Below are 12,546 nucleotides of genomic sequence, written 5' to 3'. Positions count from 1 at the left end.
GTCACCCCCCCCAGTCCTTCGTGGACGGCCCCGCCCAGCAACCCGCACACCTCCCCCGGGGTCCTCTCCGGGCGCGCCCGCCCCGCCGGCGGCCGGGGGACGCGACCCCGGCGGTACGCCCGGGGGCGCGGGGCTGCGGGGGTGGTGGGGCTACGGGGGTGGTGGGGCGGAGACGCGGAGTCGCGTCGGAGGCGCTTCACAGGCGCGTTCGCGTGAGCCCACCGCGGGGCTCAGGAGGGGCCCGGAGTTGCTAGCCGTGGCCGTGCAGCGCACGGCAGCAGCGCGCCCGGGGCGCGACGGGACCCAGTGCGCGCGGGGCCCGGACCGGGCTCTCCGTCACCGCATGTTCATGTCCCATACCAGGAGTGTACGCGCCCGGAGCGACGGACCCTGCGGGGGCGGAGCGACCCCGCGGAGGCTGGGAGCCTGTTGGCCTGCTGCTACGTGAATTGCCCTGCCGCTACGCGGGGTGCCCTGCCACTACGCGGGCCGGACGCTGCCGTAGATCGGCATGTAGTAGATCGACTCCTCGCGCACATACGCGCCGGGCTTAGGGGCGTGGATCATCATCCCGTTGCCGATGTACATCCCGACATGGCTGATGTCGTCGTAGAAGAACACCAGGTCACCGGGGCGCAGGTCCTTCGTCGCGACCCGGGTGCCGGTCTTCACCTGGTCCCAGGTGGTCCGCGGGAGGTCGACGCCCGCCGCCTTCCAGGCGGCCTGGGTGAGGCCCGAGCAGTCGTACGAGCTGGGTCCGGTGGCGCCCCAGACGTACGGCTTGCCGATCTGGGCGCGCGCGAACGCGAGGGCCGTCGCGGCCTTGCTCGACGGCGTACCGGAACCGGAACCGGAACCGGAGGAGCCCGATCCGGAACCGGTCTTCGAACCGCTGCCGTCGCCCGTCCCCGCGCCGCCTGCCTTCTCCGCCGCCCTGCGCTTCTTCTCCGCCGCGGCCTGCTCCTGCGCGAGTTTCCCGGCCTTGCGTCTGGCCTCGTCCTCCTTCTTCTTCTCCAGCGCCGCGAGCCGCGCCTTCTCCTCGGCCGTCAGCTTCGAGAGCAGCCCGCGCGCCTCGGCGAGCTTCGACTGCACGGACTCCTTGCTCGTCCTCAGCGCCGCCTGGGCCTCGGTCAGGCCCTCCAGGCTGCGCGCGGCCTCCCCGCGCTTCCCGGCCGCCGACCGCTGCTGGGTCCGGTAGTCGGCGACGGCCTTCTCCTGGCGGTTGCCGAGCCGCTTCATCAGCTGGTCCTGGTCGAAGTACGACTGGGGGTCGTCGGCGAGGAGCAGGGTCGCGGTGGTGGCGAGGGTGCCCTCGCGGTACTGGGCTGCGGCGTAGGTGCCGAGTGTGCGGCGGGAGTCGTTCAGCTTCGCGGTGCGCCGGGCGACCTGGTCGAGGAGGGTGTCGACCGTTCGGCGCTGGGCAGCGGTGGCCTCCCGGGCCTGGTTGTACTGCTGGGTGGCGGTTCCGGCCTGGCGGTAGAGCCCGTCGACCTTCTTCCGCACCTCTTCGATGCCCGGTTTTTCGATGCCGGGCTTCGGCTTCGCCAGGGGCGCGGGCGCGGCACCGGCGCTCTGGGCGAACAGCGAAACCGAGGCAAGGGCCGCTGTGGTGATGCCGATGGCGGGGGCGGTACTGCGTACGCGGGGACGCGGTCTGCGGTGCGTTGCCAAGACGGGCCGTTCCTTCCGTGGACCGCCTGCCGGGTCGGTGGATCCCGGCTCTGCCTGCCGTGCGTCGTACGTCACACATCGCGGCGCACCGGTACGGCAGAACGGACTCGGCGCGGACCACTCGCTCCGGCGCGGTTCGCCGAAGGGGTACGTGCGGTCCTGAGCGACGAGGTACGTGCGGTCCTGAGCGAGCAAGATAGCCAACTCCCGTGACCCGGGGGAAGACTGATGTTCGATATGCCCGATACGTTTTCGTGACCTTGTGGCCGGGCAGCTACGGCGGCCGGGGCGCGGGGCGGCCGTACCCCCGGCCCGCTTTCCGGTCGGGCGTACGGCCCCGGACTGTCACTGGCTCGGCCTAGACTCGGTAGACGATGAGCAGCCTCTTTGACGACAACTTCCTGGCGAACCTCCAGCCCCCGGAGGAAGAGCCCCCGCCGCCCGCCGAGGACTCCGCCGGCGGCCACACCGGAGGGGGCCACCCCCCGGAGGAGGTTCCGCACGACCTCTTCGGTGGTGCCTGGCACGCCACCGAGGGGGCGGCGCCCCGGCGTGAGGCGTACTACCGCGACGGCGCCCCGCGCCCCGCCGTGGACCCTGCCGCGCTGCTCGAAGGGCTGAACGCCGAGCAGCGCGCCGCCGTCGTGCACGCCGGCTCCCCGCTGCTCATCGTGGCCGGCGCCGGTTCCGGCAAGACCCGGGTGCTGACCCACCGGATCGGGCATCTGCTCGGCTCGCGCGGGGTGCACCCCGGCCAGATCCTCGCGATCACCTTCACCAACAAGGCCGCGGGCGAGATGAAGGAGCGCGTCGAGGAGCTGGTCGGCCCGCGCGCCCAGGCGATGTGGGTCATGACCTTCCACAGCGCGTGTGTGCGCATCCTGCGCCGCGAGTCGAAGAAGCTCGGCTTCACCTCATCGTTCTCGATCTACGACGCCGCCGACTCCAAGCGGCTGATGGCCCTGGTCTGCCGCGATCTGGACCTGGACCCGAAGAAGTTCCCGCCGAAGTCCTTCAGCGCCAAGATCTCGAACCTGAAGAACGAGCTGATCGACGAGGAGACCTTCGCGGGGCAGGCTGGGGGCACATCCCAGACGGAGGCCGGGGGAGGTTTCGAGAAGACCCTCGCCGAGGCGTACACGCTCTACCAGGCACGGCTGCGCGAGGCCAACGCGCTGGACTTCGACGACATCATCATGACGACGGTTCATCTGCTCCAGGCGTTCCCGGACGTCGCCGAGCACTACCGGATGCGCTTCCGGCACGTCCTGGTCGACGAGTACCAGGACACCAACCACGCCCAGTACACGCTGGTACGCGAACTGGTCGGCCCGTCCGGTGAGGGCAGGGCCCCGGGCGAGCTGTGCGTCGTCGGTGACGCGGACCAGTCCATCTACGCGTTCCGCGGGGCCACGATCCGCAACATCCTCCAGTTCGAGGAGGACTACCCGGACGCGACCACGATCCTCCTGGAGCAGAACTACCGCTCCACGCAGACGATCCTCTCCGCCGCCAACGCGGTCATCGAGCGCAACGAGAACCGCCGCGCCAAGAACCTCTGGACCGAGGCCGGCGAGGGCGCGAAGATCACCGGCTATGTCGCGGACACCGAGCACGACGAGGCGCAGTTCGTCGCCGACGAGATCGACCGGCTGACCGACGCGGGCGATGCGAAGGCCGGTGACGTCGCCGTCTTCTACCGGACCAACGCTCAGTCCCGTGTCTTCGAAGAGATCTTCATCCGGGTCGGTCTCCCGTACAAGGTCGTCGGCGGGGTCCGGTTCTACGAGCGCAAGGAGGTCCGTGATGTGCTGGCCTATCTGCGGGTGCTGGCCAACCCCGAGGACACCGTCCCGCTCCGCCGGATCCTCAACGTGCCCAAGCGCGGTATCGGCGACCGCGCGGAGGCCATGATCGACGCACTCGCCCAGCGCGAGAAGGTCGGCTTCCCGCAGGCGCTGCGCCGGGTCGACGAGGCGTACGGCATGGCGGCCCGCTCGGCCAACGCCGTGAAGCGGTTCAACGTCCTGATGGAGGAGCTGCGCACCGTCGTCGAGTCGGGCGCGGGGCCCGCCGTGGTGCTGGAGGCGGTTCTGGAACGGACCGGCTATCTGGCCGAGTTGCAGGCATCCACCGACCCGCAGGACGAGACCCGCATCGAGAACCTCCAGGAACTCGCCGCTGTCGCCCTGGAGTTCGAGCAGGATCGCAGCGACGAGGAGGGCACGGGCACGCTCGCCGAATTCCTGGAGAAGGTCGCCCTGGTCGCCGACTCGGACCAGATCCCCGACGAGGACGAGGACGGCTCAGGAGTCATCACCCTGATGACGCTCCACACGGCCAAGGGGCTGGAATTCCCCGTGGTGTTCCTGACCGGTATGGAGGACGGTGTCTTCCCGCACATGCGTGCGCTGGGGCAGGTCAAGGAGCTGGAGGAGGAGCGGCGGCTCGCCTATGTGGGGATCACACGCGCCCGCGAGCGGCTGTATCTGACGCGCTCGACGCTGCGCAGCGCCTGGGGCCAGCCCTCGTACAACCCGGCGTCGCGCTTCCTTGAGGAGATCCCCGCGCAGCATCTGGAGTGGAAGCGCCTGGGCGCGACGTCGGCCCCGGCGGGCCCGACGTCGGGGATCACCTCGTCGCTGTCGTCCTCGCTGTCCTCGTCGCGTGCGCGCGCGGGCTCCGGCGGAGCTTCGGGGTTCGCTACGCGGCGGGCCGGTGAGAAGCCGGTCATCACGCTGAACGTGGGGGACCGGGTCACGCACGACCAGTTCGGCCTGGGGACCGTGATGCAGGTGACGGGATCGGGCTCGGATGCCCAGGTCACGGTGGACTTCGGCGACGAGCGCCCGAAGAAGCTGCTGCTGCGCTACGCACCGGTCGAGAAGCTGTAGGGGGCGGGTTACGGGTCAGGGTCGGGAGTTACGGGTCAGGGCCGGAGGCTACGGGCCAGGGGTGCGCGGTGTGGCAGTCCGTGTCCCGGCGGTCCGTATCCCTGCGGTCCGTGTCCCTGCGGTCCGTGTCCCGGACGGGTCGGTTCAGGTCGGGTCGAGGCCGTGGCTGCGGAGCCACGGCAGCGGGTCGATCGCAGCGCCGCTGTGGGGCCGCACCTCGAAGTGCATATGCGGACCGGTCGAGTTACCGGAGCTCCCGGAGTACGCGATGACCTGACCCGCCTTGACGGAGCCGGACCGGATCTTGGTGCTGCTGAGATGGCAGTACCAGGTCTCGGTGCCGTCGGACGAGGTGACCATGGCCATGTTGCCGTAGGCGTTGTTCCACTGCGTACGGATGGTGCCGTCGGTCGCGGCCATGACGGGTGTTCCGTAGGAGACCGGGAAGTCGATACCGGTGTGCACGGACATCCAGTTGACCCCGGCCTGCCCGAAGTAGGCGCTCAGGCCCTTCTGCGTCACCGGCAGGACGAACTTCGGCCGCGCGGCCTCCTTGCGCGCGGCCTCATCCTCGGCCTTCTTCTTCGCCGTGGCCTGCCGCTCCTTCAGGTCGATGCGCTCCTGCGTACGGCTGGCGCGGTCGGCGAAGTCGTCGGCGCCGTGGCTGAGGTCCGCGAGCTGGCCGTCCAGCTTGCTGTTGGCGGCCACCGGCTTGACGGACGACGTGTCGGCGGCCGCCTGCGTGGCTGTGCCGCTGTCCGTGTTGCCCTCGCCGATGCCTCCGACGGTGGCGGCTGCGGCTCCGGCCACCCCCATCACACAGACGGAGGGGACCCCGATGGTCAGCAGCGCGGAGCGCTTGGCAGGCGTACGACGACGGCCTCCCCGGCCACCCGGTGCGCGGCGCGCCAGGGGGCCGGGTACGGGTACGGAGCTGGGTTCAGTGCCGAAGCCGGTGCCGGGGCCAACTCCGAAGCCGGTACCAGGTCCAGTGCTGCCGGGTTCGGTGCCGGGGTCAGTGCTGCGGGGTTCGGTGCCGGTTTCGTGGGGCAGTTCGGGCTCGCTGAACCCGCCCGGGCCGTCGTGGCCGGCGAACGCCGGGAATTCGGCGGTGTGTTCCGGCCCGGTGACATCGGCGAGGTCGACTGCGGCGAACTGCTGTGTTGCGTGCGGGGTCGGCGTAGGCGCGTGCGGGGCGGCCGTACCGGCGGAATTCCAGGCGGTGGCGTCGTGAGCACCTGTGTCGGTGTCCGGGCCATGAGCGCCGTTGGCGATCGGACCGGTGCTGTACGTGCCGGTGCCGGTGCCGGTGCCGTAACCGGCCGGGCCGTAGCCGGTCGTGTCGTGGTCAGCCGTCCCGAAGCCGGCGTTGCTGTAGCCGTCCGGCTGCGCGAGCCACTGCTGAGTGGCGGCCTGACCGTTCTCGAACTTGCTGGTGTACGCAACGGCGTTGGAGTTCCAGGCTGCCGCGTCCCACTGGCCCGTCGTGTCGTAGCTGCCCGTGTCATGACCGGCCAGGGCCTGTGCCGGAAAGCCGTAGCTCTGTGCTTGTGCTTGCGGCTGAGGCTGGAGCGGCCACTGGCCGGTCGGCTGGTACGTCGCGTCATATCCGAGCGTTCCGTGGGAACCGGTGTCCCACTGCGTGGCGTCGTACTCCCCGCTGTGTCCTGCCTGGGGGGCCTGGGGGGCCTCGTGCCTGCCGGGCGGGTAAGCGTCCGTCAGCTCACCGAAGAGCGGGTCGACGGCGAACGTGCCGGTGGGGCTGCCGGTGGCGTAGCCGTCGTTTCCGACGTACCCGGCGTGGGTGTGCTGGTCGTTCACCAACGTCTCTCTCGCCTCGGCGGCAGGGGCCCTGCCTCGGGGGCACCCCCAGGGGAAGCAGTGGCGCGACTGTACCCGGCGGTACATGGCGGCGACAATCTTCGGCAGGTACCGGACGAGCGGAAAACGGGCATTCGGCCGTCTTTCGAGGCTCCATGTGCACACCCTTGGCCGGGCGTTCGGGAAGCGTTCGACGTACCCACGTCTTTTGACTGTTCGTGCTCACTTTCTTTCGCTCGCTCTTTCACGCTTCCGGTCACCCTTTCCCGCCACGGGTCAGGCGACTGAAATGACGTTTTCCGGTGGACCGTCGGAAGCCTCGCCGGACGACTCAAGTGCCTGCCTGATGGCGGCGGCCACGGCCGGGTGCACCGGCAGGGCGAGGTGTCCGATGCCGCTGACCCTGACATTGGTGGTGATCAGATCGGGGTGGTTGATGCAGCCGGCTTCGACCGGAATCATCAGATGGTCGAGTTCGCTCCAGAAACTCACGAACCGGGTACGGCACCCGGGCGCCGGGCTGCGCAATTCCTCAATCACGTCCGAGTGGGGCAGCATCTGCCGTACGAGTGGATGGGCGCTCATCAATTGAGCGATCTGGGTCCCCTCGTGCGGCGTGCCGAGCGTGACGACCGTGTGCACCCTTCTGTCACCGTCCAGTCGCTGTACGTAGTACCGGGCGATCAGGCCGCCGAGGCTGTGTCCGACGATGTCGACGTCCTGGTGCCCCGTACGGGCGCAGATCTCCTCGATGTGCTCTCCCAGCAGCTCGGCCGCCGCCCGGATGTCGCAGGTCAGCAGCGAGTAGTTGAGCGATTCCGGATGCTGCCAGCCGTGCCGCAGGAGGGACCGGCGCAGCAGGACGAAGACGGAACGGTTGTCCACGAAGCCGTGGAGCAGCACGACGGGGCGATGTCCCTGGTCGGAAGGTGGGAGGTGCTTGACCGTGCCCTTTCCGGAACGTGGCTGTCCGGAGCCCGGCCGTCCCGAGCCCGGTTGTCCGGAGCGCGGTTGCCCGAGCGGCCGCCCGGGCGGGCTGTGGAACGGAGCACCGAAGGTTCCGCCGGCGGGCGGCCCTGTGGGGTTATCGGTGCTGTCGGAGCCACCGTCGGTGCCGCTCACGCCTGTGGTTCCTGTGGTTCCTGTGGTTCCGCCGGGCGGGGCGCTCAGTGACAGGTCGATCCGACGCTCATCGGCGATGCCGGACGGGTAGAGGAGCATATGCCCCGCCAGTACCGCCAGGTCGAGGGCTGTGGCGCGCAGTGGTACGGAGGAGACCTGGAGCTGATGCAGCAGCCATTGGGGGGAGAGGAAATCCGGCAGCACCTTCATGGGGCGACCTCCCGAACCGCGAACGGGGGCGACCTTGTCCCCGCACGCACTCATGGGTGCCACGGAAGAGTCCCTGACTGACATAACCGGCATGTCATTTTCCGTGCCATCCACCGTGCAGCCGATGGTACGGGTGATGCGGCTCTCTCGCCTTGCGGCTCCCGTCACGCGCCACCTGGGGGTGTGCCTCGGTGCCCGGCACGCTCGCCAGGCTGCCGGGCGGCCGCCGGGATCTGGCTGCCGCGCATCCGGCGCGGCGTGGGGTGTGGCGCGCAGTGAATGTGTCCCGTGTGTGATTTCCCCCTCCCTGACCGCCGTGAAACGGCTGGTTGCGGGATGCTGTGGATAACGTTCGTTCACGTTCGTTCGCATCGTGCATGGAGGCAGTGATGGGTGTGGTCGGTCCGATCCGCGTAGTGGTCGCCAAACCGGGTCTCGACGGGCACGATCGCGGGGCGAAGGTCATCGCGCGTGCGCTGCGGGATGCCGGCATGGAGGTCATCTACACCGGCCTCCACCAGACGCCCGAGCAGATCGTGGGGACCGCGATCCAGGAGGACGCCGACGCGATCGGCCTCTCCATCCTGTCCGGCGCCCACAACACGCTCTTCGCGAAGGTGATCGAACTGCTGAAGGAGCGCGAAGCGGAGGACATCAAGGTCTTCGGCGGCGGAATCATCCCGGAGGCGGACATCGCACCGCTGAAGCAGCTGGGTGTCGCTGAAATCTTCACCCCGGGCGCGACGACGACCTCCATCGTGGACTGGGTCCAGGCGAACGTACGCCAGCCCGCAGGCGCCTGACAGCCCACGGCTGACCGTTTGCTGTACGGACGGTGACCGCACGGCTGGCGACCGTGTGGCTGTTGGCCGTCGACCGCACGGGTAGTGGCTGTGCGGCCGTCGACCGTACGGGTAGTGGCTGTGCGGCCCTCGACTGTGTGGCTGTACGGCCGTCGACCGGCTGGCTGGCGACTGTATGGCTGCGCTGCTGTGTGGCTGCGCGGTCGGCTGTGCCGAGCCCTACGTCGATCTCGACCTCGGCCCCGTCCCAATGTCGGCCCTTTGGCCAACCCCGGATCGTCTTCTGACCGCCCGGCGCCTGGCCTGTCGGCGGCCTGTCGTCTGCCCTGCCCCTCTGGCTGTCCGAACCGATTGGCTGTCCGAACCGACTGCCAGTCCGAACCGACTGGCAGTCCGTGCAGCCCTGCAGCCCGTGCAGCCCGGTGGTCATCCACGCGCGGCGGCTCAGAAGCCCCGTAACCCGGCCTGCCCTGCGCCCCAGGCAACCTGTGAGACCCGGCGGTGGGTGGGTGGCCCCTGGGGACCCGGCAGGGCATCCGAGGTGACCCATGGGGCCTGGCAGGCCGTCCGATCCGTGCAGCCCGGGGCAGCAGGGCCGCTTGGGCTGCGGCTATAGTCCCCCCTTCGCCCTCCCAGGGAGTGCCCGGCGCGGTCTGTGGGGAGCCGCGGCGCGCTGTGGAACCGGTCGTGCGGCCTCACGCTCCAGCATTCATCTCCTCCGGCGAAGTCACCTCCCCTGACAGTTCTGCGGCCATCGCCGCCCGCAAGCGCAATGTCGACACCAGGCGCTGGAATGCCTCCGACCAGTAGCCACCGGCCCCGGGTGATGCGCCCTCCGGTTCATCCGGGATCGCGGTGAGGGCCTCCAGGCGTGACGCTTCCATGGGATTCAGACACCGTTCGGCCAGCCCCATGACGCCGCTGAAGCTCCACGGATAGCTCCCCGCATCACGGGCGATCTCCAATGCGTCCATTACGGCGCGGCCCAGCGGCTCCGACCAGGGGACATCGCAGACGGCCAGCAGTTGGAACGCCTCCGACAGTCCGTTCCCGGCGATGAACTCGGCCACCCAGCACGCCCGTTCGCCCTCCGGCAGTGCGGCCAGCAGCTTCGCGCGCTCAGCGAGGGAGGCAGTGCCGGGACCCGAGAGCAGGGCGCGCGACCATGCGGTGTCCCGCTGCCGCACCGCGGCCCTGCACCATGCCGCATGCAGTTCCTCGCCCCACCCGTCCGCCACCGGCAGGGCGACGATCCGGCCGGGCGGGCGGCCTCCCAGCCTGCTGCTCCACACGCCTAGCGGAGCCGCCTCCACCAGCTGGCCGAGCCACCAGGACCGCTCGCCCCGGCCGCCCGGCGGCACTGCGGAGACGCCGTCGCGCTGCATCGCCGCATCGCACTCGTGCGGCGCTTCGACCGATATCCGGGCCTGGTCCTCGGACAGGTCCAGACTGATGCACGTCATCGCGCGGTCGGCCATCCGGGCGGCGAGTGCGGACGTAGGAAGTGCGGAGAGCAGCTCGGCCGCAGTGGAGCGGACATTGCGGCTGCGATCGGCCAAGGCTCGCTCCAGGAAAGGTTCGTCCTCGACCACGAGGTCGGTGCGCAACGAGTCGAGAAACATCAGACGGTCCTCGGCACGCTCCGTGGACCACGTGGTGGTGAGCAGATCGATCCCGGCCGCCGGTGCGTCGGACCGTACAGCGGTGAGCAGCGCCACGCGCTCGGCGAACAGCCCCTCCTCCCAGAGGTTCCGGACGGCCTCCGTGTCCGTGGGCGCGGGCAGTCCAGCGCCCCCTGGCGTGCTGCGCAGCGCGAACTTCCACTCAGGGTTGAGCCTGGCGAGCCACAGGCCTCGCGCTCCGGCGAAGGCGAGCGCCTGCGGACGCAGATCCGTACGTGACCGTGCGGCGTCGAGGAGTGCGTCCAACTGCGAGGCGGGCGCACGGTATCCGTGCCGGAGCGCTACCGCGAGCCACTGGGGCAGCAACTCGGTGAGATCGGGTGCGGCGCCGCGCCGTCCACCGGAGCCCTGCGGCCCGGACCGGCCGGCCAGCAGCTGGGCCAGTCTCCGCCTGGCCGGTTCGGGCGGCTCGGGCCGTGGGTCGTCCGGGGCAGGAGGCGGTGGCACGGCTGCGACAGCGGGAAGCAGCCCCGCCCTGCGTCGCACGGTCTGCAGCGCTGCGGCGTCCAGCAGCGGGAAGTCTCCTGCCGACGTCGGCCTGCGATCGGTGCCGAGCAGAGCCGAGGTCACAAGCTCTTCCCAGGTCATGGTGTGCGTGCTGGTCATCGGTTCCCTCCTTGAGCGTGGACTCCGTGAGCATGGACATGGGCATGGGCGTGGGCATGGGCATGGGCGTGAGCAGGAATGTGAACGTGGATCAGAATGAGATGGATGCGCCGATACGCCGCTGTGCCGATGCCTGGTGTGCAGTGCACCGAGCCGCCACCGAGCCGACGCACGGCGCAGCGGCCCGCACCAGTCCGCGCTGGCCCCATCTGCCAAGTTCAGGTCAGCGGTACGGCTTCCGCCGTACCCGGCGTCCAGGCCGTGAGTGGAGTGAAGCCTCGGTGGCCGCACTCCCCGAAAACGGTGACCGGGCCGCCGCCGGAGAGCGCGGTGAGCCTCCACAGTCCGGACCTGGCCGAAGAGCCCGGCGTGAGGGGCAGGGCAGTCCCTTCCTCGGCGTCGGCCAGTTGCCAGCCGCTGCTGCCTCCGGCGCCGGGGACCGGTATGACGGACGACAGGGTTACCGGCCAGGAACTGAGCCAGGGGTCGTCACGCAGCGCCAGCCCGTACGCCCTGACGGCGGCGCCGGTCGATATCCCCTCGGGCGGGCCGGCTGCCCGTCCCGCTGGGCCGAACCGCTCGCCCAGCGCGGCCCGTAGCTGACCTGCTCCCGGGTAGGGCGTCAGCTCTGCATCCAGTGTCAGGCCCACGGGCAGAGCTGTCCCCGGTGCCCTGCCCGCTGCGCCGAAGTCCAGCAGCTGCGCTGTGCGTCCCGAGCTGCTGCCGTACAGCCAGATACGGCGGGTGGTGAGTCTTTCGTCGGAGGAGTCCTGCTGGGAGAGGACCAGCCACCTGTCCCGGACCGGCAAACCCCCGGCTGGTACGGGCAGTCCGACGCGCATACGCACCGTCGTGGCCAGCGCCTCCGGCAGCAGGTCACGCCCGAGCCAGGCCCTGTCCAGCAGATGCAGCATCGCGCACTCCTCCAGCAGCCGGGCGGGCCAGCCGTGGCCGGATGACGGGATGGCGCCCAACTCCCTTACTCTGGCGGCGAGTCCGGGGGCCTGGGCGTCGACCATGCGGGCCGCGGTCTCCTCCCACAGTCCGTACCCCGCCTGCTCCGCGCCGGCCAGCCCACTCCGCAGCAGGTCGTCCAGGCGCTGTTCCAGCTCAGTGGTGCCCGCGGTGACCCGCTCGGCCCGGCGCTCCGCCCGCCGTCTCGCCGCTTCCGGGTCCGGCTGATTCCTGGCCCCCGCACCCGGGCCACTGACGGAACTCCCCTTCTCCCGGGCTGTCCTGCGGCCTTCGAGCCACTCGGCGGCCCACCCCGGGGGCGTCACCGTTTCCCTCACCGTCACGTCCGCGGCAGCCCAGAGCAACAGCAGCCCCAGCGCGTGCTTGCACGGAAACTTCCGGCTGGGGCAAGTGCACTTGTACGCCACACCCGCTATGTCGACCACAGTCCGGTACGGCTTGCTTCCGCTTCCGCTGCACAGCCCCCACACGGCCTCCGGACCGCTCGTCCACCCCGCTTCCGACCACGGCCCGGACGAGCCCCCGAGCCTGCTCCCCGCCTTGCGTGACGCCACGTCAGGAGCCAGTGCCAGCACCTGGTCCGCGGACCAGCGCACCCCCTGCCGAACGCCCCGCCGAACGTCCTGCCGAACCCCCTGCTGATTCATGGCTCCGAAGGTACGTGCTGCCACTGACAACAGGCTCTGAGCTGCGTAAACAGTCGATTGTCAGTGCCATGGTGCACGGTGGGGACCACATCAGGTCGCCGATCTGGAGGGGGAT

Annotated in this window: 7 protein-coding genes; 2 read left to right on the top strand and 5 right to left on the bottom strand. The window is 70.2% G+C overall.

The window, feature by feature from the left end:
- Positions 1-480: 480 nt before the first annotated feature.
- The gene (locus ACFXBC_RS09025; protein WP_385020501.1) at positions 481-1,671 is read right to left on the bottom strand and encodes an NlpC/P60 family protein; all 1,191 of its coding nucleotides are present in this window, start codon (positions 1,669-1,671) and stop codon (positions 481-483) included.
- Between the two features lie 374 nt (positions 1,672-2,045).
- On the opposite strand from ACFXBC_RS09025, the gene pcrA reads away from it, so the two are divergent.
- Positions 2,046-4,565 carry a DNA helicase PcrA gene (pcrA, locus tag ACFXBC_RS09020; protein WP_385020498.1) on the top strand — a complete coding sequence of 840 codons (2,520 nt, stop codon included), beginning with the start codon at positions 2,046-2,048 and terminating at the stop codon, positions 4,563-4,565.
- Between the two features lie 144 nt (positions 4,566-4,709).
- On the opposite strand, the gene ACFXBC_RS09015 is transcribed toward pcrA, so the two are convergent.
- Both ACFXBC_RS09015 and ACFXBC_RS09010 read right to left on the bottom strand, forming a co-directional pair.
- Complete coding sequence (locus ACFXBC_RS09015) at positions 4,710-6,386, bottom strand: peptidoglycan DD-metalloendopeptidase family protein (protein ID WP_385020495.1); 1,677 nt, start codon at positions 6,384-6,386, stop codon at positions 4,710-4,712.
- 276 nt (positions 6,387-6,662) lie between these two features.
- Positions 6,663-7,718, bottom strand: a complete 1,056-nt coding sequence (locus tag ACFXBC_RS09010) for an esterase/lipase family protein (protein ID WP_385020492.1) — start codon at positions 7,716-7,718, stop codon at positions 6,663-6,665.
- Between the two features lie 389 nt (positions 7,719-8,107).
- Here ACFXBC_RS09010 and ACFXBC_RS09005 point away from each other — a divergent pair, with 389 nt between their 5' ends.
- Positions 8,108-8,521 (top strand): cobalamin B12-binding domain-containing protein, encoded by a 414-nt coding sequence (locus tag ACFXBC_RS09005; protein WP_385020489.1) that lies wholly within the window; start codon positions 8,108-8,110, stop codon positions 8,519-8,521.
- Positions 8,522-9,216: 695 nt separating this feature from the next.
- On the opposite strand, the gene ACFXBC_RS09000 is transcribed toward ACFXBC_RS09005, so the two are convergent.
- Positions 9,217-10,809 (bottom strand): DUF5691 domain-containing protein, encoded by a 1,593-nt coding sequence (locus ACFXBC_RS09000; RefSeq protein WP_385020486.1) that lies wholly within the window; start codon positions 10,807-10,809, stop codon positions 9,217-9,219.
- 218 nt (positions 10,810-11,027) lie between these two features.
- The gene (locus ACFXBC_RS08995; protein ID WP_385020483.1) at positions 11,028-12,431 is read right to left on the bottom strand and encodes an SWIM zinc finger family protein; all 1,404 of its coding nucleotides are present in this window, start codon (positions 12,429-12,431) and stop codon (positions 11,028-11,030) included.
- Between the last annotated feature and the right edge of the window lie 115 nt (positions 12,432-12,546).

The sequence above is a fragment of the Streptomyces sp. NPDC059398 genome, assembly GCF_042751845.1.
In the GTDB taxonomy this organism is placed as follows: Bacteria; Actinomycetota; Actinomycetes; order Streptomycetales; family Streptomycetaceae; genus Streptomyces.
Note: the sequence above shows the minus strand (reverse complement) of the source record. Positions and strands in the feature narration are given on the sequence as shown.